Genomic DNA, 23,166 nt, shown 5'->3' with positions numbered 1-23,166 from the left:
TACACGTCTATTGGTTTCGACGCATACGGCGCTCTCGGCAAGCGTCGCCGAAAGCCTTGAAAATCGCTTGTGAAACCTTGTTGTCCCAGTATTTCCATTCCGGGTGCCACTGTACGGCGTAGGCGAAACCGGGGGCCTTGTCAAAGCGGTAGGCTTCTACCAGGCCGTCCTCGGCCAGCGCTTCGGCCACCAGGCCATCGGCCAGGCGCTTGATGCCTTGCTGGTGAATGGAGTTCACCTGCACGCTGTCACAGCCCAGCCAGCCTTGCAGCCAGCTACCTGCGGCCAACCTTACCGGGTGCGCCGGGCCGTACATGTGATCCAGATCTTGCGTATCCGGCTCGCGGTGGTCATTCAGCCCCGGCACTTCCTGTACGTGCTGGTGCAGCTCGCCGCCCATCACCACGTTGATTTCCTGAAAACCGCGGCAGATGCCCAGCAGCGGCACGCCTTCTTTGACCAGCATGTCGATCAGCGGCAGCGTGGTGGCGTCGCGCGCCTTGTCGTGCAGCGTGCCCTCACGGCTGGGCTCGCCCTGGTAATGGTGCGGCTCCACATTGGATGGCGAGCCCGGCAGCAAAATGCCGTCCACCAGGTCCACAATGGCGCGCAGCTGGCTGGTATCGCCCAGCGAAGGGATAAGGATAGCCACGCCGCCGGCTCCGCCCACCGCGGCGGTGATGTACTTTTCACCTACCGCGTGAAACGGAAACAAGCCGATCTGCTTGACGTCGCACGGTATCCCGATAATGGGTTGCAACATGATGTCCTCGTTTGTCAGTGCGCTGCGCGGGCGGCTACCAGCGGCTCGACATAGTCGTAGCCCAGGGCCTGCGCCACCGCAGCGTGGGTTACCTTGCCACGGCACACATTCAGGCCATGACGCAGGTGTTCGTTATCCGCTATCGCCTGCACCCAGCCCTGGCCGGCCAGCGCCAGCGCGTACGGCAGGGTGGCGTTGGTCAGCGCCATGGTGGAAGTGCGCGCCACCCCGCCCGGCATATTGGCCACGCAGTAGTGCACGATGCCATCCACAATATAGGTGGGGTCCTGGTGCGTGGTGGCACGGCTGGTTTCAAAACAGCCGCCCTGGTCAATGGCCACATCCACCAGTACCGCACCCGGCTTCAGGTGCTTGAGCATGGCGCGGCTCACCAGCTTGGGTGCCGCCGCGCCAGGGATCAGCACCGCGCCGACAATCATGTCTGCTTCACGGATGCTGTCTTCGATGTTGGCCGCATTGGACATCAGCGTCTTGATACGGCCGCCAAACACCATGTCTATCTCTTTCAGGCGTGCCAGCGATTTATCCAGAATGGTGACATCCGCCCCCAGCCCCATCGCCATACGCGCGGCATTCAAGCCCACCACGCCGCCACCGATCACCACCACGCGGGCCGGTGCCACACCGGGCACGCCGCCCAGCAGCACGCCACGGCCGCCTTGGGCTTTTTCCAGCGCGTGCGCACCGGCCTGGATAGCCATGCGCCCTGCCACCTCGGACATCGGTGCCAGCAGCGGCAAACCACCACGCTCGTCCGTCACCGTTTCGTAGGCGATGGCCACGGCGCCGGATTCCACCAGTAGCCGGGTTTGCTCCGGGTCCGGCGCCAGGTGCAAGTAGGTAAACAGCAGCTGCCCCGGGCGTAACATGCGACACTCCACCGGCTGTGGCTCTTTTACCTTGATGATCATCTCGGCTTGGGCAAACACCTCGTCTGCGCGGGCGGCAATGCCGGCACCTGCCTGCAGGTAGTGTTCGTCAGTAAAACCTATTGCCAGGCCAGCCTGGCTTTGCACAATCACCTTGTGGCCGGCGGCCACCAACTCACGCACACCGGAGGGGGTAAGGCCCACGCGGTACTCATGATTTTTGATCTCCTTCGGAACGCCGATTAACATAGCTGACTCCTTTGGTGGTGTCGTGAATATTTAGCAGCACTTGTTTAAAAAAATCTACAACATGCTTGCAGTCACACACTGATTTTGACTATAACTTGCACACCTTGCAAAGAAATTTCGATTTTGCAGCGCAGCAGTGCAGTAAAAAGTGGTCAAAATCCTTATCATCGAACGTCTAAAATTATTAACATTTGGATTGGACAGGAACATATGGATGTTGGTGCACGACTCAGGATGGTTCGCGAACGCATGGGGCTTTCCCAGCGCGAACTGGCCAAACGGGCTGGGGTGACAAACGGCACGATCTCGCTGATCGAACAAAACCGTGTCAGCCCTTCCATCAGCTCGCTGCGCAAGGTACTGGAAGGCATGCCAATGACCTTGTCGGATTTTTTCACCTTCGACACCGAGCCACAACAAGCGCATGTATTTTACACCAGCGACGAATTACCCAACCTGGGTAATGACCAGATCCAGTTGCTGCTGGTGGGCACAGCGCACGAGCGGCGTGACATTGCCATCCTGCGCGAGGTTTACCAGCCAGGCGCCGATACCGGCCCGGACATGCTGGTACACGAAGGCCAGGAAGGCGGCGTGGTATTGAAGGGGGAAGTAGAAATCACCGTGGGCAGCGACGTACGAGTACTGGGCCCGGGCGATGCCTACTATTTCGACAGCAAGCAGCCACACCGTTTTCGTAACGTTGGCAACGACACCTGTGAGATTGTGAGCGCAAGCTCCCCGCCAACGTTCTAAATCGCCTCCCAAGCGGGGCGAACCCGACACTACAGAGGAGAAACACCATGGCTCGCACCCATGCAGAATGGAAAGCCCTTTCCGGCCAGATCACCATCGAAGGCCGCGCCTTCGTGGATGGCCAGTACGTCACCGCTGCTGACGGGCGCACCTTCGACTGCATCAACCCCGCTACCGGCGACAAGCTCGCCACCATCAGCTGGGCTGGCACCGCCGAAGTGGAGCAAGCTGTTGCCGCAGCACGGCGCGTATTTGAAAGTGGCAAATGGTCCGGGCTGGCACCGCTGGCACGCGGCCGCATTCTGAAACGCTTTGCCGCACTGATCCGCCAGCATGGCGACGAACTGGCCCTGCTGGAAACGCTGGACGCCGGCAAACCCATCGGCGACACCACCACCGTGGACGTGCCCGGAGCTGCTTATTGCGTGGAATGGTTTGCCGAAGCGATCGACAAGATCGGCGGCGAAATCGCCCCGGTCGACCCCAAGTTGGTGGGCCTGGTGTCGCGCGAAGCCATTGGCGTGGTAGCCGCCGTGGTGCCGTGGAACTTCCCTATCCTGATGGCCAGCTGGAAATTCGGCCCGGCGCTGGCGGCCGGTAACGCGGTCATCCTGAAGCCGTCGGAAAAATCCCCGCTTACCGCCATCAAGCTGGCCGCACTGGCCAAAGAAGCCGGCATGCCGGATGGCGTGTTCCAGGTACTGCCTGGCGCTGGCGACGTGGGCCAGGCGCTGGCACAGCATATGGACATCGACTGCATTGCCTTTACCGGCTCCACCGGCGTGGGCAAGCTGATTGCCAGCTACGCCGCGCAGTCCAACCTCAAGCGCGCCTGGCTGGAGCTGGGCGGCAAATCGCCCAATATCGTGCTGGCCGACTGCCCGGACATCGCCCGTGCTGCGCGCACTGCTGCAGGCGCCATTTTCTACAATATGGGCGAAATGTGTACCGCCGGCTCGCGCCTGCTGCTGCACAAAGACATCAAGGACGCCTTCCTGGTCGAGTTCAAGAAAGCCGCTGCGGCCTACCAGCCGGCCGACCCACTGGACCCGGCCACCAGCATGGGCGCCATTGTGGACCGCATCCAGTACGACAAGGTGCTGGGCTACATCGCCAAGGCGCGCGAGGAAAACTGCGAGCTGGTCTGCGGCGGCAACGCCACCCGCACCGACGAAGGCCTGTTCATCGAGCCCACCGCTTTTGTGTGCCCGCGCCCGGACATGACCATCTGCCGCGAAGAAATCTTTGGCCCGGTACTGTCCATCATCACCTTCAGTGACGTGGAAGAAGCCATCCGCATTGCCAACGATACCGAATACGGCCTGGCCGCAGCGGTGTGGACCAGCAATGTCAGCACCGCGCACCAGGTATCGCGCCGCCTGCGCGCCGGCACCGTGTGGGTGAACTGCTACGACGAAGGCGGCGATATGAACTTCCCGTTTGGCGGCTTCAAACAGTCCGGCAATGGCCGCGACAAGTCGCTGCACGCGCTGGAAAAATACACCGAGCTGAAATCCACGCTGATCAAGCTGTAAACCTGCCCCAACCCATGCCAAGCCTGCCGCGTGCAGGCTTTTTCTTTTGCAGCCTGCGCGGGCACCAGGCCCTGCCATGGCGCAGACAAAATGTCGCAATCGTGTACGGGAGGGACAGAAAGTCGCACCAGCAGCGTAAGATAAAGCCTGCCTGCGCCGACTGATACGCAGCCCGGCCACGCCAGCGCAGGCTGCGGCCAACCTTGCCCCCCGCAACCGGCCCTGGCAGGCCATTTGCTTAAAACCTGTTTTACCCAGCACTTACCCACGGGAATGCCCCATGTTGTCAGACCGCTTCGGCCGCACCATCGATTACCTTCGCCTGTCGGTTACCGACCGCTGCGACCTGCGCTGCAGCTACTGCATCCCCAAAGGCTTCAAAGGCTTTGAAGAGCCGGCCAACTGGCTGACCTTCGACGAAATCGGCCGCGTGGTGGCCGCCTTTGCCCGCCTGGGCACCCGCCGCTTCCGCCTGACCGGCGGCGAGCCACTGCTACGACGCAACCTGCCCACCCTGGCTGCCAGCCTGGCCGCCCTGCCCGGCGTGGAAGACCTGTCGCTGTCCACCAACGCCACCCAGCTGGCCGAACACGCTCACGCCCTGCACCGTGCCGGGGTAAGCCGCCTGAACGTGAGCCTGGATTCGCTGCGCGAAGACTGCGTCCACGACATTACCGGCAGCCACAGCTTGCCCAAGGTGCTGGATGGCCTGCGCGCTGCACGCGACGCCGGCTTCACGCGCATCAAGATCAATATGGTGCCCATGGCCGGCATCAACGAAGCCGACATCGAGCCGATGGTAGCGTTCTGCATCGAAAACGGCCTGATCCTGCGCCTGATCGAAGCCATGCCCATGGGCAGCACCGGCCAGCAGACGCGCGGGCTAAACCTGCAGCACACCCTGGCACAGCTGCAACAGCGCTTTGATCTGCGGCCAACCTGCAAAACCCTGGGCGGCGGCCCCGCCCGCTACTGGGAAAGCGCCGACGGCGGCTTTACCCTGGGGCTGATTACCCCCATGTCGCAGCATTTTTGCGCCACCTGTAACCGCGTGCGGCTATCGGTAGACGGCACGCTGTACATGTGTCTTGGGCAGGAAGAGCGCTTTGCACTGCGCCCCTTGCTGCGCGCCGGCTGCAGCGACGCCGAGCTGGAAGCCGCCATCCGCGCCGCCATCGAGCTGAAGCCCGAAAAGCACGAATTCACCGAACAACCGCAGCGCGTGGTTCGCTTCATGTCGATGACTGGCGGCTAAACAGCCCTGCTCGCCTTCCTTTGCGCGTTGCCGATACGTTTTCCCCGGCAAGATCAAGATATACCGCATGCCATAACCGGCTCATTTGCTACCGCCACCCTGCACCCCGGCAGGGCAGCGCATTTCCCACGCCCAAAGCCCAAGATTAAACAAATAAGCCACAAAATCACTTGGCATTTTTAATGCCATTAATATTAAAATATGCCCAAGGCAAATTTATAGGCATAAGCATGGCAATGCCGTGCGTGCCCAATTCTGGCCTGACCTCTTTCATCGCAACCCCCAAGAGAAGCACTCGTTATGAAACGCCTCGCCATCCTAGCCGCCGCGCTATCGCTCACCGCCTGCGGAACGACCAATAACTATCTGGCAGAAAAGACCAAAACGGTCGAGTACTACCGTATCTTCGATATCAAGACCACCGCCTCCAAGCAAAGCATCATCAAGGCCGCCAGTGACGGCCTGGGTCGCAACGTCAACAACGCGCAAGAAGCGACGCCCATCCCGAAGTCGGCAACCCCACCTGACACCCCGGGCCGCTTTAGCATCAAGAACCCGTTCGAGGGCTCATCGCTGGCCATGCTGGCTGGCGGCGCAGGTTCTCTGGGCTTGCAAGTTGCCACCTGCGATGGCGCCGCCTGGACAGCCAAAGCCCTGCGCAACATCGAAGGGAGTGACCGGCTCAACCTGACGGTTTGCCTGTTCCCGTACAAAGACGGGTATCACTTGAACATGTACGCTGTGTTTGTGAAAAGCGAAGGTGGCCTGCTGCAACTGGGCAGGGATGCGGCCAACGCTATAGCTGGCTCACCAGAAGAATGGACCGAGCGCACACTCAACGACGTAGTCAGCAGCATCAACACCAAAGTAAAAGCCAATATCGAGCTGCTGGAAGCCCAGCCAGAGGTTGAAGGCAAACCGTGGCTGAACGGTGCCGCCAAGTAAAACACCACACCGCTACCGGCATGCGCCAGACAGCTGGCCATGCCGGTAGCGCAGCCGCCTGATGCGGCAGCACGCAAGCCGCCAACCTGCGTACCGGGCACCAAACCAAGCGGTGGCGCCAGCGTGCTGGCGCTCCTGGATGTACCCGCATTAAATAGGTACCCGGGTCAAAGCACCATTACCGCCAGGCATGGCAACACGGCCGGCATCATCCAATCGGCAGCGACGGGGAGCATGAGGGGTAGCGCATGGCTTGGCGGAATAAATCATTCCATGAAAGAATGAAAATCATAAAAATGATTCATTTCACGAATGCTCAAGGCGTCCCTATACTGCAATTACTCTCTGTGTTGTGTTGTGGCTCACAAGCGCAATGCCCTGAATTTCCTGCCCCGCCCGGCCAGACCGGTAGCGTGGCAAGCCGAATGGGCACCCTTGATATGAGCATTGCGCCGGCTATATGCCGGCCATTTTTTTGCCTGCTCGCCGCACAACACAGCCGCCAGGCCGTACGGCCAACCCTAGCCAGCCCTGCCCATCACCGCCTCCAACCGCGCTAACGCGGCTGCGTCGTTGGCATTGGCAAACCCCGCCTCATCAAACACCACCTCCACCACCTGCAAGCCTGCCAGCCAGCCGCGGATGCTGCGCCCGCCCGCCGCCAGATACGCTGGCAAGCCCGCCAGCGCCGCCACACGCAGCAGCAGGCATGCCGGCTGCGGGCCTTGTGTTGTCACCGGCATCGCTGCATCAGCCTCGCCCAGCGCCGCAGCCAAGCGATGAACCAGATCCGCTGGCAACAGCGGGGTATCGCACGGTGCCGTCTGCAGCAGCGTGACATGGGGCGGCAAGTTAGCAGCCGCAGTAGCCAGCGCCGCCAGCGGCCCCATACCCTGCCAAAGCGCTGCGTCCGGCCACACCGGGTGGCCATGCGCGGCGTAATCGGCCAGGTGACGGTTGGCGCTGATGGCCAGCCAAGCCACCTGCGGCTGCAACCCCTGCAACACGTGCTGGTACAAAGGTTGGCCGCACAACGGCTGCATGCCTTTGTCTACCCCGCCCATGCGACGGCCTTCGCCCCCCGCCAACAGCAAGGCACCAATCATGGCTGCACCGTCGGTGGCCAGGCCAGCTCGCGCTGGCTGACAAACTGGCGCTCACTGCCATCTATCGGGTCGGTAAAGGCAATGCTGCGCGCCAACAGTGCCAGCGGCTGGCTGAAATCGTCGGGGGCTTTGTCGTGGCGGAATACCGGGTACCACGGGTCGTGGGCGATGCCGATGCCCAACGCGGCCAGATGGGCGCGCAGCTGGTGCTTTTTGCCGCTGGCGGGCTGCAGGCGGTAGCGCGCCCAGTCGCCACGTTGCGCCAGCAGGCTGATGGTGGTTTCGCTATTGGGCTCGCCGGCCACCTCCTGCATGACAAACTCGCCCGGCACCTCGGCCAGGCGGCTACGGTGCCGCAGCGGCAATGGCAGATCTGGCCGCCACGGGGCAATGGCTTCGTATTCTTTTTGCACGCTGCGCTGTTCGAACAGACGCTGGTAAGCACCACGGCTGGCCGCGTCCACACAGAACACCATCACGCCGGCGGTTTCACGGTCCAGCCGGTGAATGGGCGATACCTGTGCCAGGCCGGGCTGGCTGCGCAGGCGCGCCAGCACGGTTTCACGCACGTGCCGCCCGCCGGGCACGCAGGCCAGAAAATGCGGCTTGTCTACCACCAGCAAGCGTTCGTCACGGTGCAGGATGGCGATGTCGAACGGCACCGGCACCTCGTGCGCCACCTCGCGAAAATACCAGATGCGCACACCTGGCCGGTACGCCGCGCCGGGTGCCAGCGGCTGGCCGGCATCATCCCACACCTGGCCTGCGGCCAACCTGTGCGCCCAGGCGTCGGCCACATGGGCAAAACGCTGGCATAGAAAAGCCAGCAAGTCGGGCCAATGGCCCTGTGGCAGCACCAGGCAGCTGGCAGCAACGCCGTGGCGCGGCGGGACGGGAGAGATGGCAGTGGACATAGTCATGAAAAGTAGCGCGGCCTTCGCGATAAATAGCCGCAGAGCCGGCATTTTACCGGATAATGCAGGCTTCCCACGCAACAGGCCTACGCCACCCATGAAATCTGCCGCTCTGACCGACCAAGACTACCAGCGCCTGTCCGACACCCTGGCCCGCTTCGCCCCGCAAGGCGCCATGAGCCTGGAAAAACTGGACGGCTTTTTTGCCGCCCTGCTATGTGGCCCGGAACAGATCAAGCCGGTGGACTGCCTGCCGGCCATCATGGGCGCAGCCTTCGACGACGACGACGCGTTCAATACCGCCAAAGCCATGGATCAGTTTGTGCGCCTGCTGTCCGGCCACTGGCTGGACATCGCCCATACCCTGCAGCGTGGCCAGGCCTTTCAGCCGTGGCTGGACGAGGACGAACACGGCCAGGTCCACGGCAATGTGTGGGCGGAAGGCTTTAGCGAAGGCATGCAGCTGATGCACCAAGACTGGGGCCTGCTGTTTGATGATGCCGACGCCGCCCCGGCGCTGGCCCCCATCATGGCACTGGCGTTCGAGCACCACCCCGACCCGGAAATGCGCCCCTTCCTGCATGGCGCCAGCGCCGAGCAGCGTGAAGCCTGGCTGGCCAGCATCTCCGACTCGGTCGCCAGCATCTACGCCTTTTTTGCCCAGCTACGCGCCGAGATGGCGGCCGCCGAAGCCGCCGAGGAAAACGAGTAAGCCATGAGCCAGGCCGCCCTGTTCTGGAACCCGCGCTTTGCCGGCGAGCAATACGTCTACGGCAACGCCCCCAACGACTTTCTGAAAGAGCAAGCGCCCAGGTTGGCCGCAGGCAGCCGGGTGTTGAGCCTGGGGGAAGGCGAAGGGCGCAATGCCGTGTATCTGGCGGCACTGGGGCACCAGCTTACCGCTGTAGACGCCGCCCATACCGGCCTGATCAAGCTACTGCAGCGCGCAGCCCAGCAAAACCTCAGCATCACTGCCACGCTGGCCGACCTGGCCGACTACCCCATCGCGCCCGGTAGCTGGGACGCCATTGTTTCCATCTTTTGCCACCTGCCTTCCACCCTGCGTCGGCAGGTACTGGCCGGCTGCGTAGCCGGGCTGGTACCCGGCGGCCTGCTTATCCTGGAAGGCTACACCCCGCGCCAGCTAGGCTTTGGCACCGGCGGCCCCAAAGATACCGACCTGCTGCTGGAGCCCGATACCCTGCACCAGGAGCTGGCCGGGCTGGAGCTGCTGCACTTTGCCGAAGTACAGCGCGAAGTGATAGAGGGCAGCCTGCATACCGGCATGGCCGCTGTATTGCAGATTGTCGCGCGCAAACCTGGCCGCGCTATCGCCTGAGCCCCTATCGCAACGACAACGCCCTGCCCGGCATCGCCAGGCAGGGCGTTTTGTCGACCGCCTGCTGCTACTGCTCTGCGGCCTGATGGCGGGCCAGCAAGGCATCCAGCTGCCCGCTACGCTCCATCAGCTCCAGCTGCCGGTCTACTTGCCGCAACAACGCCTCGGCCTCCGGATACGCCCGCGACACCATGAAATGCAGCGGCACCGGCACCAGGCCGGGCAGCAGCCTGGCCTGCAAACGCCCGCCGTCTTCGCCCAGCAAGCCCAGCCACTGCAGGCTGCGCCCCACTTCGGCATACTCGGCAAAACCGCGACAGCGGCCAGCTTGCAGCTTTTTCATCACCAGCAGGTAGCTGGACGAGCCTTCATCCACATCTCCCGGTTTCAGGCCAAAAGGCGCGTAGTTAAAGCCGATCAACCCGCACAAGGGCAAGCTTGGCGCTGCGCCGGGCCACAAAAACAATGCCGGGCGCAAATGCAGGTAGCGGCGGCTAAACAAAAACAACCGTGCACGCTCGGCAGAAAATGTCGCCCCCATCACCACCTGCACCTGTCGCCCCTGCTCGGCCAGGCTCAGGCAACGGCGGAACGGCAACAACACAAATTCCGGGCGAAACGCACTGCTACTCAACACTGCGTGCAGTACGTCCGGCGAATACCCCAGCACCGGGCGCGCGTTATTGTGCTGCGGCGGGCCAAAATAAGACGAGGGCGGCCAGCCATTGTCGCCACCACAGGCCACAATACCTGTGGCAGCGGCCACCTTGGCAGCCATCAGGCAGAACATAAAGAAAAACAGCCTCGCCATAATTTCCTTTCTATCGAGACTGGCAGACTAACAGCGCAGGGGTACGGCAACAAGCACTGGCCCGCACCGCCGCCACAACACGCACCATTTCTATAAACCGATATAAAAACAACACCCTGCCCGCTACGGCAAAAAGAGGCTTGCCTTTGTTTTTGAATACGTACAAAATCAGAAGCAAGGAGATCACACACATGACACAAGGTGGAAAACGCGAAGGCGCAGGCCGCAAATCACGCTTTGGTGGCGACAAAACCATCGCCATGCGCGTGCCCGAGCCGCTCAAACCGGTGCTGGAAGGCTGGCTGGACGAATACCGCAGCCTGCGCAGCTTGCGTGGCAACAGCGCCGGCGACATCGCCCTGCTGGGCGAAGCCCTGAAAAACATGTCGCTGCCCCTGTTTGCCAGCCGTGTGCCTGCAGGCTCGCCCGTCGCCGCCGACGACCTGAAAGAAGCCGATATCGACCTGAACCAGCACCTGGTGCGCAAACCTGCATCCACCTTTCTGGTCACCGTCAAAGGCGACTCCATGATCAACGCCGGCATACACGACGGCGACCTGCTGGTTGTCGACCGCTCGCTGGAGCCACGTAACGGCAAGGTAGTGGTGGCCGTGATCAACGACGAGCTTACCGTCAAGCGCCTGGAACGCTCGGCCGGCCGCATCCGCCTGCTGCCGGAAAACCCTGATTTCAAACCGATAGAAGTACCCGAAGACGCCAGTTTCTTCGTGTGGGGCGTCGTCACCAATGTCATTCACGCAGTGGACTGAACAAGGAGCGCAGCATGAACAAGCATAACGACCCGGTAAAAATGATGTTCCGCGACTGGAAGCGCCTGCCACGTGCCTTTCGCGCGGTGATAGAAGGCCAGCCGCAGGTGCTGCTTACCCGCACCGGCCGCAGCTACTACGCCCCGGTAGAGTTTGTCGGCTAAGCGCGCCGCCCGCCCTTTGCAGCCAGGCGGGCAAACCACCAGCCAGCCCACGGGCAAAACACCCGCTGCCGACAAACTGCCGGCAGCATGATATACCCGCAAGGCAGCAAAATACTGCCAACGCAGCCTGCCCACTTCAGGCGTTACCGCTACCCCCGTACAACAAGGCGCTGCGCCACTGCGCAGCCCTGGCTACCGTGTCAACCCACCCCGGCCATGCCGGGGCCATGACAGGCCCGAGTTGGCCGCCCCCGGCCCCTGCCACACCGGCAGGGGCTTTGCTTTGGCCGGTGTCTTGCTACGCTCCGCTCAGGCGGTGCCCTGCCTGGCGGTAAACTCTGGCGCCAGCAACGAAAACTGCAGCAGATCGTGGTATTGCCCCAGCCAGAAACCTGCATCGCGCAGCCGGCCTTCTTCTACAAAACCCAGCTTGCGCGCCAGCTTCAGCGACGCCGCATTGTCCGGGTGGATGCAGGCATCAATGCGGTGCAGCTGCATCTGGTCAAACCCCCAGCCCAGCACCGCCTGCAGCGCCTCCTGCATATAGCCCTGCCCCCACGCCGTACGCCCCAGCTCGTAGCCCAGCGTGGCGCGCCGCCAGCCCCGATTCCAGGCAAACAGCCCGCAGGTACCCAGCAGCGGCCCACCCTCACGCCGCGCAATGCCCCAGCGCGTACCCGGGTTGGGCAACTGCCGCCAGCCCTGCCATACCGCCACAATCTGCGCCATCTGCTCTTCGTCCTGCACCGGGTCAGTACCGAACCAGCGCATGGCGTCGGCGTCGGCAAATACCGGCAGCAGTGCCGGCACATCTTCCGGGCCTATCTGCCGCAGCAGCAACCGGGGGGAGTACAACAAGGGAAAGGTATCGGGCATGGTCATCTCTGCATGGAAAGGTTGGCCGCACAGGCAGGGGGGCCAGTTTACCTGATGACCCAATGATATGAGCATGCCCAATCGGGCTACCTCAGCCCCAGCTCAAACGGGCGCAGGCAGGCACGGCAACCAACCAGCCAGAACGCATGAAAAAAGCCACCCGAAGGTGGCTTGGTCTGCAGGGCGCTTAGCGCGGGCGATAACCTACCAACGCGTAGTACAGGATGAACACATAGCACAGCAGCGGCACGCCAAAGGAGGACAGCAGGCTGATGTTGTCTGCCACGCTGGCTTGCAGCAGCGGCAAGACCGCGCCACCCACAATGGCCATGCACAACACGCCAGAGCCCGCGCCGGTGAGCTTGCCCAGGCCCGCCAGTGCCAGCGAGAAAATAGTGGGGAACATGATGGAGTTGCACAAGCCCACGGCCAGCAAACTCCACATGGCCACTTTGCCACCGGCCAGCATGGCTACGGCAATCAGCAGCACCGACACCAGCGCGTTGAACGCCAGCACCTTGCTAGCGGCAATACGGCGCATCAGCGCACTACCCACAAAGCGGCCAACCATGGCGCAACCCCAGTACAGCGACAGCAGCTTGCCTGCATCGGCCTGGCTCAGGCCACCTACGTCGGGCTGCTCCATCAAGCTCACCAGAAAGCTGCCAATACCGACTTCAGCGCCCACGTACACAAAAATCCCGACCGCACCCAGCACCAGGTGGCGGTGCTGCCAGACGCTACCGGCCGCCTGGCTGTCCTGTGCGGCATCATCCTGGATGACCGGCAGACGCAGCATGGCAAACACCGCGGCAATGGCAAACAGCGCGGCCGCCAGCATCAGGTAAGGGCCTTGCACCGAAGCGGCTTCGGCCAGTGCTTTTTCCTGCGCCGAGACACCGGTCACGTGCTGTGTACCGGCCAGAATCAGCACTGCGCCCAGCAGCGGCGCCACTGTGGTGCCCAGCGAGTTGAAGGCCTGCGTCAGGTTCAGGCGGCTGGAGGCAGTGGCTACCGGGCCCAGACGTGTAACGTAAGGGTTGGCCGCCACCTGCAAGATGGTAATGCCGCTAGCCAGGACAAACAGCGCCCCCAGAAACGCCGGGTAGGACAGGGTCGCCGCTGCAGGATAGAACAGCAGGCAGCCTACACCGGCAATACCCAGACCCGCCACGATGCCACGCTGGTAGCCCAGGCCATGCACCAGGCGGCCGGCAGGCAAGGACACCACAAAATAGGCAGTGAAGAAGCTGAACTGGATCAGGGCAGCCTGCACATAGCTCAGGGAAAACACCCCTTTGAGGTGCGGAATCAGAATGTCGTTCAGCGAGGTAATCAGGCCCCACATGAAAAACAGGGTAGTCAGGACGGCGAGCGATTTGCCGTGTTGTGTCTCTCCATGCGCGTGCATGTATCGTGCTCCGGTGGTAATGGGCGAAGGCGCGCAGTCTAAGTTCAAGTAGCAATGTACTCGACTGTTTTCACGGTTTTTTATCCACCCTGCCACGCTGGCCACCAGCAAAAATCAATACAAACAAAAACTTAAACAAGCACGACAGGCATTACCCGACAGCCAGCCCGGCCAGAAGCCCGATATTGAATGTAAGTTTCGCGTAAGAAAACTACACCACAACGCTGTCATGCGGCCAACCTTGACGCAACAAGTGGCAGTGTCATGGCGCCGTAGCGGTGCGCCCGTCGGCAAAGTACTGGCGCACGCATTGCACAAATGCCTGCACCAGCGGGCTCTCGCCTTGCTGCCGCCAGGCCACCCCCACGCCGATAGACAACAGCTCGCCTTCGGCAAAGCGCCGGTACACCACGCCGCTACGCCGGATCTGGCGCAAGGAGCGCGGTATCAGGGCCCCGCCCTGCCCTGCGGCAACCTGCGCCAGCAGGATATGGTGTTCGGGCGGCTCCGGCACAAAGCGCGGCGGGTGCGGCAACGCCTGGAAAGCAGGCTGACAAAAGTCGTAATACGCCGGGTTCAGCGCCCGGCCAAACCAGAACAGCGCCTCTCCCTGCAAGTCGGCCAACCTGACCTGGCGCTTTTTGGCCAGCGGGTGGCCAGCAGGCAGGGCCAACATCAGCGGGTCGTCAAACAGTTTTTCTACCACCAGTTCGTTTGTCAGCGAAGGCAGGCCGATCAGGGCCACGTCCAGCTCGCCACGGCGTAGCTGGCGTATGAGCTGGATGGAAAGCTGGCGCGAGATGGCCAGGCGCACCCCTGGGCAGGGTGCTGCCAGCATGGCGGACCAGTCTGGAAAGATACCGCTGTCTACCACCGTGGTCATGCCGATGCGCAACACCGCACCCGAATCTTGCTGACGCGCATGCTGCAGCACGTTTTCGGCCTGCTGCAGCAGCGCCCGTGCATCTGCCAGAAAATGCTCACCTGCCTCGGTCATGCGTACGCCCCGCGTATCCCGCTCGAACAGCTGCCGCCCCAGCACGGCCTCCAGCTGCTGAATCTGCCGGCTCAGTGGTGGCTGCGTCATGCACAGGCGCTCTGCCGCCTGGCGAAAGTTCAGTAGCTCGGCCACCGCCACAAAGCACTGTAGCTGTCTGGGTTTGAATAATCGGCTCATCCATATACCTCGTTATCACCGTATTAAGCCTTATGCAGCCCAGTGCGCCATGCACAAAAGGTATCAAGCAAAAGGTATTAGTCATACCCGTTCAGCGCAGTCTAACTTATGTCATACCGTTTAATCTGTTTTGCTTAAAAAGCAAAGGACATGGCATGAGCGACACACGTTACGAGCAAGGCTTGGCCCAGCTTTGCCTGGTAGAAGGCACCACACAGCCGGGCATTATCCAGGCCATGGCGGCCATAGCACCGGACCTGGCCCGGCTCACCATTGCCTTTGCTTACGGCGATGTCTACACGCGCCCGGGCCTGACTCCCCGCCACCGGCAGCTGGCCACCATCGGCGTGCTGGCGGCACTGGGCAATGCCCAACCGCAGCTGAAATTCCACATCATGGGCGCCATACGCATGGGCTGCAGCGCAGGCGAGGTAATCGAGGCGCTGATACACATGGCGGTGTACGCCGGCTTTCCGGCTGCGCTAAACGGGGTCTTCACCGCGCAGGCGGCGTTCGAGGTGCTGCAGCTAAGCCCGCCGGAACCCAGCCCGCCGGCCAACCCTGCCATGGCAACCGACACTGCGCGCTACGACGCAGGCTGGGCCGCATTAAGCCATATCGACGGTGAAGCCGGTTTTCGCGTGGTAGACAGCCTGAAAGCCATTGCACCAGACCTGGCGCACTTTGTGGTGGCGTTTGCCTTTGGCGATATCTATACCCGCCCCGGGCTGGACCTGCTGTCACGCGAAATCGTCACCGTGGCGGCCCTGGCCGCCATGGGCACAGCCACGACCCAGCTGAAAGTACATATCCACGGCCTGTTGAACGTAGGCGGCACGCAGGAGCAGCTTACCGAAACCCTGATCCACACCGCCGTGTATGCCGGTTTTCCGGCTGCCATCAACGGCATGCTGGCCGCACAAGACGTACTGCAGGCACGCCAGGCCCATACGGCCTGAGCGTGCTAACAGCTTCCATACCCTAAACGGAGCACCTTATGTCTACCCAACTCTTACTCGTCAGCGAAGCACCCACACTACCCGGCCAGGCGCCAACGGCAGCCCGGGCCTGGGCTGGCACCATTGCACCCGACTGGGTAGCGGCCCGTCAGCTGTATACCGCACTGGACGGCAGCAGCGTACTGGAGCTGATGGCCTTGCCCGACGTGGCCAAGCTGGCCCTGCTGGATGGCTGGTGGCAACACTGCTTGCAGGCAACGCGACCTTATTTGCAGGGCGACATGTGCCGGCAGGTACTGCGTTTCGTCGAGGCACCCAAAGACTGCACCACCCCGCTGCCCCGTACCCGCTATATCCAGCTGCGCCATGTCGAGGTACGCCCACCGGTGCACGAAGCGTACCTGGCGTGGCGCGAGCAAACCATTTTTCAGGTAGTGCGCGAGGCCAGCGAAGTAGAAACCTTTCTGGCCTACCACTCGCTGATCAGCAACGAACCCGGCGTGATGTTTGTGTCTGGTTTCTCGGGCAGCCTTGCCGCCTATAGCGCGGTATTTGGCAGCCCGGCTTACCAGGACATCGTGCGCCAGGCCGGCAACCGCTTTATTACCGGCGGCGAGCGTGGCTTGTACACCAAGCTTTACCAGGACATCAGCCAGCCGGAGCCGCAGCCATGAACGCCACTCGACCGTTACAAAACCGTGTTGCCATGGTGAGCGGCGCCAGCGGCGGCATGGGCCAGGCCATCTGCACCCAGCTGGCACAAGCCGGGGCGCAGGTAGTGATGCTGGGGCGCGACCTGGACCGGTTAAGGCAAGCGCGCGAACAGCTGGCCCGGCAATGGGGCATTGGCGACTTGCTGTCCATACAGCAAATCGATATCCGCGATGCAAGCTCGGTGAGCCAGGCTATCACCGCGCAGGGGCAGGCACTGGGCACGCCCGACATGCTGGTGCACGCAGCCGGCGACGGCCCGGTAGCGCCCTTGCTGGAGACCACAGAAGCCATGTGGCAAGCCACCATACAAGGCAAGCTGCTCGGCACCATACGCCTGACCCGTGCGGTGGCAGCAGGCATGGTGGCCCGCAAAAGTGGCCGTATCGTGATCATCAACGGGGTATTCGGCCGCGAGCCGGACCCGCTGTTTCCCATCAACAGCACCGTCAATGCCGGCCTGGCGGCTTTTGGCAAAGCCAGCGCGCACGACCTGGGGCGGCACGGCATCTGCGTCAATGTCATCAACCCGGGCGCTACCGACACGCCGCTGTGGTCAGACATCAGCCAGGCGTTGGCCAGCCGGCTGCACACCACCGCCGATGCTGTGAGCCAGCAAGCACGCGACAAGGTCCCCCTGGGCAGGTTGGCCGCACCCGACGATGTGGCCGCGCTGGTGGTATTTCTGGCATCGGCAGGCGGGCAGTACATCAACGGAGCGGCCATCACTGTCGATGGCGGCGCCAGCGCCGCTATCTAGAAAGTGACCATGAAGCACACCACCCCGCCGGCCAGCTCGCTGGCCATGACCCTGCTGCTAGCCTGTGCCGCCACCTGCCTGGCCGTGGCATCGGTGTACCTGAGCCAGCCCGTTTTTGCCGACATTGCGGCCAGCTTCTCCTTGCCGGCAAGCGATGCCCGCCTGGGCTTTAGCGTAGCTAGCCTGGCCTATGCACTGGCCTTTTTCATTCTGGGGCCATGGTCAGATTACCTGCCTGCTGCTGCCATGGCTCGCCGGGGGCTGGTGCTGGGCGCACTCTGCCTGGGTGCGGCGGGCATGCTGTCGCATTTCAGTGCCTATTTGCTGGCCGTCGGGGCTGCCGGGGCCTGTGCCGCCATGGTACCTGCAGCCATGTTTGCCCTGCTGCCCCGGCTAGCGCCGCCACAGCAGCTAGGCAGTTATTTTGGCCTGATCATTGCCGCTTCCGTGGTGGGTATTACCCTGGGCCGGGCCGGCATGGGCCTGCTGGCGGGGGTGACCGGCTGGCAGCATGCGTACCTGATAGCGGCGGCGGCTCTGCTGCTGATGGCACTGGCCACCTACGGCCTGCCACCGGAGCCCCCCCGGGGCAGCCAGGCGCAAGTACCGCAGCGCCATACCTATTACCAGTCGCTAGCCATGTTGGCCGAACCCGGCCTGCGCAGCTTGTTCATGACAGGGTTTCTACTGTTTTTTGCCTACCTGGGCATGGTGACGTTTCTGACTTACCGCCTGCAGCAGCCGCCCTTTCACTATGACAGCACCGATATCGGCAAGGTCAGCCTGGTAGGCCTGATCGCCGTACTGGGCGCCCCGCTGTCCGGCCGCCTGGCCAACCGTTACGGGCCACGGCAGGTTGCCCTGGCCGGGCTGGCACTGGTCGCGCTGGCTATCGGCCTGCTATGGCGGGCAAGCGCGAGCCTGCATGTCAGCAGCGGGCTATTTCTGCTGTTTTCAGGTGTGTTTTCCTGCCAGCCCGCCATTTTTGTACAAATCGCCGGGCGTGCCGGGGCCAGCCGGCGCGGTACGGCATCGTCACTGTATCTGCTGATTTGCCTGGGGGCAGGCAGCTTGTCCAGCACTTTACTGGAGCCGGCATGGCGACTGGCGGGCTGGGCCGGGGTCAGTGGCGTCGCCCTGGGCTGCACGGGGCTCGCCGCCCTGGTGTTGCTGCGCGACAGCGCAGGTCAGCACCCTAGCCGGTAATGCGACCAAGCCAGCCCCAGCAAGACATACAGCGGTTCTGATGGGCATACCCACTCTTTGCACACACACCGGGAGCAGCCATGCAAACCATGTTTATCGTAGGGAACAAGTTCAAGGATTTCTGCCATCACGACAATGTGATCACGCTAGCCCAGCTACAGCAGCTGGTGCTGGATAAGCAGCTTGCCAGCTTGCCCAAGGACACGCGCCTGCTAGCCGGCCAGGGGCTGCGCGAAGCGGATATCCAGCAGATACTGCGCACCTTGCAGCCTGCTGCGCTGGCCGCTGGCCTGGACCTGAGCGGGCTATACCAGCGCCCGGCACGCGCCAGCAGGCTACACACCCACAAGCACCAGCTGCAAAACGCCATCATCTCGCACCCTTTACGCCTGAACGATACGCTGTTCGAAGTGGCACTGATGGTGGACGATCGCAGCGAACTCATGGGTGACCATGCCACCGGTCAGCACATACAGGGCATGGTACTGATCGAGGCTGCCCGCCAGACTTTTCTGGCAGTGACCGAGGAATACTTCATCGGGCCGGATGAACCGCAGCGGTATTACTTTGTGATCAACAGCATGGCTATCCGCTTCCAGGGTTTTGTTTTCCCGCTGGATGCCACGCTGCGCTACCAGATCGTCAGCATGACCGTGGATAACCGCGACCGCATGCGCTTTGACACGCTGATCACCGTGCTGCAAGGCGGCAAATCCGTGACCCAGCTTGGCGTGCAATTCACCGCATTTCTGGCCGAGCAGATCGAAGCCAAAGAACAGCAGCAAGCCACACTCGCGCTGCAAGCTCATTGGCAGCAGGCTGCCAGCACGGCGAAGACAGAGGGGGTGGCATGACACAATCCGCCAGCTACCCGCTGCAGCTCACCACCCAGGGGCCCAGCTACCCACCCAGCGAGGTCATGGACGCCGAGGGCAACTTTATCGTGATCGGCCGGGTAAACCGGCAGGCGCCTGATGGCGGCCTGTCCAGTACGTGGTCACGCGCCATCGTGGCAGCAGACAGCCCACTGCCCGCCTTCGGGCAGCAGCTGCCGTACCGCATCGTGCGCGAGCTGCCCGCCACCCTCAGCCCGGCCGACCAGCAGCTGGTACTGCATACCCTGCCGCTACCGCTGCCGTGCAGCAACTACCCCATGCTGTTTGCCCCGGCACAGCAGCCACTGGCCAGCCAACAGGCACGGCCCAGCTACGCCTTTCACCAAACCCCTATCCCCGACCTGCGCGAACAGGATGGCAGGCGCATCGTCACCCCCATCACGCTGGGCATGTGGGTGACGGCCAGCGGGCAGCTGAACGTACAACTATCGGCCGACCGACGGCATGCCACTTTCGAGCTCGCCATGACAGGGCTGATACCCGACAGCCTGTACACCGTGATGAGCCTGCGCCAGCACGACCTGCACCCGGTCGCCCCCACCCGCCCCGGCCCGCTGGGCGTACCCAATGTTTTCATGGCCGACGCGCAAGGCCGCGGCCACTACCGGGCTACGCTGCCCCACCCCTTTCCCGACCCGGCCAGCCCGGGTGCCAACCGCGTCATCAATATCATTGTGCTGTGGATGAGCTACCAGATGAACTGCGGCGGGGCGATAGGCTGGTTTGGCCTGGGTGGGGATATCCACGCCCAGCTCAAGCTGGCCGAACCTGGTTTTCAAACACTGCAGACCCACCCCTGACAGGAGCACACCATGCCCATTCTTCACCTGACCACCTGGCCCGGCCTGGGCGATGAAAAAAGCCGACAGCTGGTAGCCGCCCTGACCCGCACGCTGCACGAGATAAGCGGCGCACCGCTGGACCGCATCACCGTCTACATCAGCGAAATCCCCACCAGCCGCTGGGCAGAGGGCGGCATTCTGGGGTGCGAGCCCGACTTTGCCGCCCGAAGCCGCCAGCCACCTGCCGCAGGACACCTGCCATGAACACGCCACGCTTTGCCTTTTTTGATGTCGACAACACGCTGATCAACCTCAAAAGCATGTTCAGCTTTCACGACTACTGGTACCAGCACTGGCTACCGGCTCAGGGCCGGGCCGCCCCGCAGGAGTACGAGGATATCTGCGCCATTCTGGATACCCTGGCGCGCAATGGCGAAAGCCGAGAGGCCATCAACCGGCGTTATTACACCTTCTTTGCCGGTCGCAAGATAAGCGAAGTAGCCGAGTGCGCTCAGTCATGGTTCGAGCAGCATCGCCATCGCCAGGGCTTTTTCATTACGCAGACACACACCGAATTGCAGCGTTTACAGCAAGACGGGCTCACACCGGTTCTGGTGTCCGGCTCGTTCCGCGCGGTGCTGGCACCGATTGCAGACACCTTGAGTGTAAGGCACATCCTGTGCACCACACTGCTGGAGAGCGGCCAGTGCTATAGCGGGCGCATCGCACCACCGCAAACCATTGGTGCAGGCAAAGCCACGGCCATGCTGGACTTTTTACAAGCACACGGTACCCATCCACAAACCTGCTGGGCGTTTGGCGACGACTATTCCGACTTTGCCATGCTCACGGCTGTCGGCCATGGCGTACTGCTGGGGGGCAACCCGCGGCTGGAGGATCTGGCACGGCTGAAGGGTTTGGATATCTTGCGGACACAGCCTGCAAGTGATGACGGCCAGCCGCAGGCAACTCAGGACAGTACATCCGGCTGATAGACACACACGCTGCGCTTGCCTGCGGCTTTGGCCCGGTACATCGCCATGTCCGCCCGGCGCAGCACCTCGTCGGCCCCCGGTGCCGGGCCGGCAGCAAAACACGCCAGGCCGATGCTGACCGACACCTGGACAGCGTGGCCATCCAGCTGCTGTGGCAAGCCAAGCTGTGCGGCCAACTGCTGCATGGCCTGGGCGTAGTCTTGCGGCCCAACCAGCAATAGCACGAACTCGTCGCCCCCCATGCGCGCGGCGCACTGCGCGGCAGGTTGCCACTGCTGCAGCTGGCTGGCGATGTGCTGCAACAAGGCATCGCCTGCGGCGTGGCCGTAGTGGTCGTTTACTGGTTTGAAGCCATCCAGATCCAGGTACGCCAAGGCCCAGGGCTGCGCGGGTGGCTGCTGTACCCAGGCTTGCAGGCTGGCAATCAGCGCGCGGCGGTTGGCCAGGCCGGTTAGTGCGTCGGTATGTGCCTGGCGTGCCAGCTGCTGCTGCACCTGCGTTTGCTGCTGTGCCAGCTCACGCAAGCGGGTGTCGGTACGCGCCAGCCAGCCCAGTATGGTGTCGGCCTCGGCCGGCTGGGCGGGCTGGGTATGGGCATCGCCGATATGCACGATATAGCTGTACAGCTGGCGCAGGCTGCCGCCCAGCACATCGCGGCTGTAGCTGCGCATACGCAGCAATAGCAAGCACAAGCCGGCGGTGACCAGCAGAAAGACAAAGCGCACCAGCCTGGCCTGCATGGCCGCTTGCTGTACCTCAAACAGCGTGCGCTGCTCGATCAGCTGATAGAACTCGTCGATAGGCCGCATGATGCGCGCCTTGGCCAGCATGTAGCGCTCATCCGACACCATTTGCAGGGCCTGTGCCCTGAGTGCTGCAGCCTGGCTGGCAGGCAGGCTGTCGCTGCGCGCCACCATGCCCATGGCGGCCAACTCAACGCGGATCAGGCTATCGGACTGGCGCTTTGCTTGTGCCAGGCGGGCAAACTCCTGGCTGGAAAACCGCGCGGCTTGCATCAGTGACATCAGGCTGGCTTTTTCACCTGCGGGCTTGGGCCTGTCATTACGCGGGTAGACCAGGTCCCAGTAAATGCGGTTGTAATGCAGCGGACGGGCGATGGTGCCATCGCGGATGGCGATGATTTCATGAAAATACTGGCGGTATTTCGGGTTGCCGGTGGCCACATAGCTGCGCACCATGCGGGTTAGGTCGTCGGATGACTGGCGCAGCTCGTCGGCCAGCAGGTAGGACTGATAACGCCGCTCGTTGGCCTGGTCCAGCCGCCACTCGGTAAACACATACAGGGCAAAGGTGGCGGTGAACACCGCAAACAGTAACAGCGTGCAGATGAACAGCCACTGCAAGCGGTCCAGGTTTTTCTGTGCGGCGCTCATGCTCAGTCCTATAGGCAGGCTACTGATCGCGGCGAGCCTGGCTTAGGCCCAGCGTGCGGCGGCGGCGTCATCACTGGCTTTGGCATCCACCCAGCGGCGGCTGCCATCCACAAAGTCTTCGCGCTTCCAGAACGGCGCTTCGGTTTTCAGGTAGTCCATCAGGTACTCGGCTGCGGCAAAAGCGGCCTTGCGGTGGCCGGAGGCTACCAGCACCAGCACGATCTGCTCGCCCGGTGTCAGGCTGCCGACACGGTGGATTACCCGCACCGCAGAGAGCGGCCAACGCTGCGCGGCATCATCGGCTATGCGCTGGATCTCTGCCTCGGTCACGCCGGGGTAATGTTCCAGAAATAGTGCGGCCAACGGTATGGCGGCATCGTGGGCACGCACCATGCCCTGAAAAGCCACCAGTGCCCCAGCGTCGCCGGCATGCTGACGCAAGGCAGCTTCTTCGGCGGCCAGGTCAAAACCCCCGGTCTGGATGCTGATATGGCAATGCATG

At 62.6% G+C, this 23,166-nt stretch carries 26 protein-coding genes; 16 read left to right on the top strand and 10 right to left on the bottom strand.

The annotated features are described in order from the left end of the window. Positions 1-7: 7 nt before the first annotated feature. On the bottom strand, positions 8-763 hold the full coding sequence (locus tag ACZ9XP_RS12750; RefSeq protein WP_147687828.1) for a gamma-glutamyl-gamma-aminobutyrate hydrolase family protein: 756 nt from the start codon (positions 761-763) through the stop codon (positions 8-10). Between the two features lie 14 nt (positions 764-777). Continuing rightward, positions 778-1,902, bottom strand: a complete 1,125-nt coding sequence (gene ald, locus ACZ9XP_RS12745) for an alanine dehydrogenase (RefSeq protein ID WP_147687826.1) — start codon at positions 1,900-1,902, stop codon at positions 778-780. A 210-nt stretch (positions 1,903-2,112) separates the two neighbouring features. On the opposite strand from ald, the gene ACZ9XP_RS12740 reads away from it, so the two are divergent. The 4 genes from ACZ9XP_RS12740 to ACZ9XP_RS12725 all read left to right on the top strand — a co-directional run bounded on the left by ACZ9XP_RS12740 (position 2,113) and on the right by ACZ9XP_RS12725 (position 6,393). After that, positions 2,113-2,658 carry a cupin domain-containing protein gene (locus ACZ9XP_RS12740; protein ID WP_026107854.1) on the top strand — a complete coding sequence of 182 codons (546 nt, stop codon included), beginning with the start codon at positions 2,113-2,115 and terminating at the stop codon, positions 2,656-2,658. A gap of 47 nt (positions 2,659-2,705) precedes the next feature. Then, positions 2,706-4,193, top strand: a complete 1,488-nt coding sequence (locus ACZ9XP_RS12735) for an aldehyde dehydrogenase (protein WP_465188553.1) — start codon at positions 2,706-2,708, stop codon at positions 4,191-4,193. A gap of 280 nt (positions 4,194-4,473) precedes the next feature. Next, entirely contained in the window at positions 4,474-5,448 is a 975-nt protein-coding gene (gene moaA / locus ACZ9XP_RS12730) for a GTP 3',8-cyclase MoaA (protein WP_147687822.1), read from the top strand. 300 nt (positions 5,449-5,748) lie between these two features. Further along, a complete protein-coding gene (locus ACZ9XP_RS12725) occupies positions 5,749-6,393 on the top strand; it encodes a hypothetical protein (protein WP_147687820.1) in 645 nt (214 codons plus the stop codon). Positions 6,394-6,914: 521 nt separating this feature from the next. Here the strand turns inward: ACZ9XP_RS12725 and mobA are convergent. Together mobA and ACZ9XP_RS12715 are read right to left on the bottom strand one after the other, a co-directional pair. Then, entirely contained in the window at positions 6,915-7,499 is a 585-nt protein-coding gene (gene mobA / locus ACZ9XP_RS12720) for a molybdenum cofactor guanylyltransferase MobA (protein ID WP_465188552.1), read from the bottom strand. Further along, the gene (locus ACZ9XP_RS12715; RefSeq protein ID WP_465188551.1) at positions 7,496-8,419 is read right to left on the bottom strand and encodes a pseudouridine synthase; all 924 of its coding nucleotides are present in this window, start codon (positions 8,417-8,419) and stop codon (positions 7,496-7,498) included. Before ACZ9XP_RS12715 ends, mobA begins: the two co-directional genes overlap by 4 nt. A 91-nt stretch (positions 8,420-8,510) precedes the next feature. Between ACZ9XP_RS12715 and ACZ9XP_RS12710 the strand changes: the two genes are divergently transcribed. Further along, positions 8,511-9,125, top strand: coding sequence for a UPF0149 family protein (locus ACZ9XP_RS12710; protein WP_147687814.1), 615 nt, complete (start codon positions 8,511-8,513; stop codon positions 9,123-9,125). A gap of 3 nt (positions 9,126-9,128) precedes the next feature. Beyond that, complete coding sequence (locus ACZ9XP_RS12705; RefSeq protein ID WP_465188550.1) at positions 9,129-9,752, top strand: class I SAM-dependent methyltransferase; 624 nt, start codon at positions 9,129-9,131, stop codon at positions 9,750-9,752. Between the two features lie 67 nt (positions 9,753-9,819). Here ACZ9XP_RS12705 and ACZ9XP_RS12700 read toward each other — a convergent pair whose 3' ends face one another. Then, the gene (locus tag ACZ9XP_RS12700) at positions 9,820-10,563 is read right to left on the bottom strand and encodes a substrate-binding periplasmic protein (protein WP_465188549.1); all 744 of its coding nucleotides are present in this window, start codon (positions 10,561-10,563) and stop codon (positions 9,820-9,822) included. A gap of 191 nt (positions 10,564-10,754) precedes the next feature. On the opposite strand from ACZ9XP_RS12700, the gene ACZ9XP_RS12695 reads away from it, so the two are divergent. Continuing rightward, entirely contained in the window at positions 10,755-11,333 is a 579-nt protein-coding gene (locus tag ACZ9XP_RS12695; protein ID WP_147687808.1) for a translesion error-prone DNA polymerase V autoproteolytic subunit, read from the top strand. Positions 11,334-11,347: 14 nt separating this feature from the next. After that, positions 11,348-11,497: a hypothetical protein gene (locus ACZ9XP_RS12690; protein WP_017508317.1), complete on the top strand. Its 150-nt coding sequence runs from the start codon at positions 11,348-11,350 to the stop codon at positions 11,495-11,497. A gap of 309 nt (positions 11,498-11,806) precedes the next feature. Here the strand turns inward: ACZ9XP_RS12690 and ACZ9XP_RS12685 are convergent, their stop codons facing one another. The 3 genes from ACZ9XP_RS12685 to ACZ9XP_RS12675 form a co-directional block, all read right to left on the bottom strand. After that, the gene (locus tag ACZ9XP_RS12685; protein ID WP_465188548.1) at positions 11,807-12,373 is read right to left on the bottom strand and encodes a GNAT family N-acetyltransferase; all 567 of its coding nucleotides are present in this window, start codon (positions 12,371-12,373) and stop codon (positions 11,807-11,809) included. Positions 12,374-12,560: 187 nt separating this feature from the next. Next, positions 12,561-13,784 carry a sugar MFS transporter gene (locus tag ACZ9XP_RS12680; protein WP_147687803.1) on the bottom strand — a complete coding sequence of 408 codons (1,224 nt, stop codon included), beginning with the start codon at positions 13,782-13,784 and terminating at the stop codon, positions 12,561-12,563. A 262-nt stretch (positions 13,785-14,046) separates the two neighbouring features. After that, positions 14,047-14,961: a LysR family transcriptional regulator gene (locus ACZ9XP_RS12675; RefSeq protein WP_147687801.1), complete on the bottom strand. Its 915-nt coding sequence runs from the start codon at positions 14,959-14,961 to the stop codon at positions 14,047-14,049. Positions 14,962-15,116: 155 nt separating this feature from the next. Here ACZ9XP_RS12675 and ACZ9XP_RS12670 point away from each other — a divergent pair, with 155 nt between their 5' ends. The 8 genes from ACZ9XP_RS12670 to ACZ9XP_RS12635 all read left to right on the top strand — a co-directional run bounded on the left by ACZ9XP_RS12670 (position 15,117) and on the right by ACZ9XP_RS12635 (position 21,267). Then, complete coding sequence (locus tag ACZ9XP_RS12670; protein ID WP_147687799.1) at positions 15,117-15,920, top strand: carboxymuconolactone decarboxylase family protein; 804 nt, start codon at positions 15,117-15,119, stop codon at positions 15,918-15,920. Positions 15,921-15,958: 38 nt separating this feature from the next. Continuing rightward, positions 15,959-16,594, top strand: coding sequence for a hypothetical protein (locus ACZ9XP_RS12665; protein WP_147687797.1), 636 nt, complete (start codon positions 15,959-15,961; stop codon positions 16,592-16,594). Beyond that, entirely contained in the window at positions 16,591-17,391 is an 801-nt protein-coding gene (locus ACZ9XP_RS12660; protein WP_147687795.1) for an SDR family oxidoreductase, read from the top strand. Before ACZ9XP_RS12665 ends, ACZ9XP_RS12660 begins: the two co-directional genes overlap by 4 nt. A gap of 9 nt (positions 17,392-17,400) precedes the next feature. Beyond that, positions 17,401-18,597: an MFS transporter gene (locus tag ACZ9XP_RS12655; RefSeq protein WP_147687793.1), complete on the top strand. Its 1,197-nt coding sequence runs from the start codon at positions 17,401-17,403 to the stop codon at positions 18,595-18,597. 80 nt (positions 18,598-18,677) lie between these two features. Further along, positions 18,678-19,451 carry an AfsA-related hotdog domain-containing protein gene (locus tag ACZ9XP_RS12650; RefSeq protein ID WP_147687791.1) on the top strand — a complete coding sequence of 258 codons (774 nt, stop codon included), beginning with the start codon at positions 18,678-18,680 and terminating at the stop codon, positions 19,449-19,451. Beyond that, entirely contained in the window at positions 19,448-20,293 is an 846-nt protein-coding gene (locus ACZ9XP_RS12645) for a hypothetical protein (protein WP_147687789.1), read from the top strand. The genes ACZ9XP_RS12650 and ACZ9XP_RS12645 overlap by 4 nt, the downstream gene beginning before the upstream one ends. Before the next feature lie 12 nt (positions 20,294-20,305). Further along, complete coding sequence (locus ACZ9XP_RS12640) at positions 20,306-20,539, top strand: tautomerase family protein (RefSeq protein WP_147687787.1); 234 nt, start codon at positions 20,306-20,308, stop codon at positions 20,537-20,539. Continuing rightward, entirely contained in the window at positions 20,536-21,267 is a 732-nt protein-coding gene (locus tag ACZ9XP_RS12635) for an HAD family hydrolase (protein WP_465188547.1), read from the top strand. The genes ACZ9XP_RS12640 and ACZ9XP_RS12635 overlap by 4 nt, the downstream gene beginning before the upstream one ends. Here the strand turns inward: ACZ9XP_RS12635 and ACZ9XP_RS12630 are convergent. Both ACZ9XP_RS12630 and ACZ9XP_RS12625 read right to left on the bottom strand, forming a co-directional pair. Beyond that, positions 21,246-22,664 (bottom strand): GGDEF domain-containing protein, encoded by a 1,419-nt coding sequence (locus tag ACZ9XP_RS12630; RefSeq protein ID WP_147687783.1) that lies wholly within the window; start codon positions 22,662-22,664, stop codon positions 21,246-21,248. The two genes, ACZ9XP_RS12635 and ACZ9XP_RS12630, sit on opposite strands and share 22 nt — an antisense overlap. A 42-nt stretch (positions 22,665-22,706) precedes the next feature. Then, positions 22,707-23,165 (bottom strand): molybdopterin synthase catalytic subunit, encoded by a 459-nt coding sequence (locus tag ACZ9XP_RS12625; protein WP_147687781.1) that lies wholly within the window; start codon positions 23,163-23,165, stop codon positions 22,707-22,709. Position 23,166: the final 1 nt, after the last annotated feature.

The organism is Vogesella perlucida (assembly GCF_979366545.1).
This window is presented reverse-complemented; position numbering and strand designations above follow the sequence as displayed.

Bases quoted from the DNA above. Each gene is read 5' to 3' on its own strand.
- ACZ9XP_RS12750 (WP_147687828.1), bottom strand. From the start codon at position 763: ATGTTGCAACCCATTATCGGGATACCGTGCGACGTCAAGCAGATCGGC.
- ald (WP_147687826.1), bottom strand. From the start codon at position 1,902: ATGTTAATCGGCGTTCCGAAGGAGATCAAAAATCATGAGTACCGCGTG.
- ACZ9XP_RS12740 (WP_026107854.1), top strand. From the start codon at position 2,113: ATGGATGTTGGTGCACGACTCAGGATGGTTCGCGAACGCATGGGGCTT.
- ACZ9XP_RS12735 (WP_465188553.1), top strand. From the start codon at position 2,706: ATGGCTCGCACCCATGCAGAATGGAAAGCCCTTTCCGGCCAGATCACC.
- moaA (WP_147687822.1), top strand. From the start codon at position 4,474: ATGTTGTCAGACCGCTTCGGCCGCACCATCGATTACCTTCGCCTGTCG.
- ACZ9XP_RS12725 (WP_147687820.1), top strand. From the start codon at position 5,749: ATGAAACGCCTCGCCATCCTAGCCGCCGCGCTATCGCTCACCGCCTGC.
- mobA (WP_465188552.1), bottom strand. From the start codon at position 7,499: ATGATTGGTGCCTTGCTGTTGGCGGGGGGCGAAGGCCGTCGCATGGGC.
- ACZ9XP_RS12715 (WP_465188551.1), bottom strand. From the start codon at position 8,419: ATGACTATGTCCACTGCCATCTCTCCCGTCCCGCCGCGCCACGGCGTT.
- ACZ9XP_RS12710 (WP_147687814.1), top strand. From the start codon at position 8,511: ATGAAATCTGCCGCTCTGACCGACCAAGACTACCAGCGCCTGTCCGAC.
- ACZ9XP_RS12705 (WP_465188550.1), top strand. From the start codon at position 9,129: ATGAGCCAGGCCGCCCTGTTCTGGAACCCGCGCTTTGCCGGCGAGCAA.
- ACZ9XP_RS12700 (WP_465188549.1), bottom strand. From the start codon at position 10,563: ATGGCGAGGCTGTTTTTCTTTATGTTCTGCCTGATGGCTGCCAAGGTG.
- ACZ9XP_RS12695 (WP_147687808.1), top strand. From the start codon at position 10,755: ATGACACAAGGTGGAAAACGCGAAGGCGCAGGCCGCAAATCACGCTTT.
- ACZ9XP_RS12690 (WP_017508317.1), top strand. From the start codon at position 11,348: ATGAACAAGCATAACGACCCGGTAAAAATGATGTTCCGCGACTGGAAG.
- ACZ9XP_RS12685 (WP_465188548.1), bottom strand. From the start codon at position 12,373: ATGCCCGATACCTTTCCCTTGTTGTACTCCCCCCGGTTGCTGCTGCGG.
- ACZ9XP_RS12680 (WP_147687803.1), bottom strand. From the start codon at position 13,784: ATGCACGCGCATGGAGAGACACAACACGGCAAATCGCTCGCCGTCCTG.
- ACZ9XP_RS12675 (WP_147687801.1), bottom strand. From the start codon at position 14,961: ATGAGCCGATTATTCAAACCCAGACAGCTACAGTGCTTTGTGGCGGTG.
- ACZ9XP_RS12670 (WP_147687799.1), top strand. From the start codon at position 15,117: ATGAGCGACACACGTTACGAGCAAGGCTTGGCCCAGCTTTGCCTGGTA.
- ACZ9XP_RS12665 (WP_147687797.1), top strand. From the start codon at position 15,959: ATGTCTACCCAACTCTTACTCGTCAGCGAAGCACCCACACTACCCGGC.
- ACZ9XP_RS12660 (WP_147687795.1), top strand. From the start codon at position 16,591: ATGAACGCCACTCGACCGTTACAAAACCGTGTTGCCATGGTGAGCGGC.
- ACZ9XP_RS12655 (WP_147687793.1), top strand. From the start codon at position 17,401: ATGAAGCACACCACCCCGCCGGCCAGCTCGCTGGCCATGACCCTGCTG.
- ACZ9XP_RS12650 (WP_147687791.1), top strand. From the start codon at position 18,678: ATGCAAACCATGTTTATCGTAGGGAACAAGTTCAAGGATTTCTGCCAT.
- ACZ9XP_RS12645 (WP_147687789.1), top strand. From the start codon at position 19,448: ATGACACAATCCGCCAGCTACCCGCTGCAGCTCACCACCCAGGGGCCC.
- ACZ9XP_RS12640 (WP_147687787.1), top strand. From the start codon at position 20,306: ATGCCCATTCTTCACCTGACCACCTGGCCCGGCCTGGGCGATGAAAAA.
- ACZ9XP_RS12635 (WP_465188547.1), top strand. From the start codon at position 20,536: ATGAACACGCCACGCTTTGCCTTTTTTGATGTCGACAACACGCTGATC.
- ACZ9XP_RS12630 (WP_147687783.1), bottom strand. From the start codon at position 22,664: ATGAGCGCCGCACAGAAAAACCTGGACCGCTTGCAGTGGCTGTTCATC.
- ACZ9XP_RS12625 (WP_147687781.1), bottom strand. From the start codon at position 23,165: ATGCATTGCCATATCAGCATCCAGACCGGGGGTTTTGACCTGGCCGCC.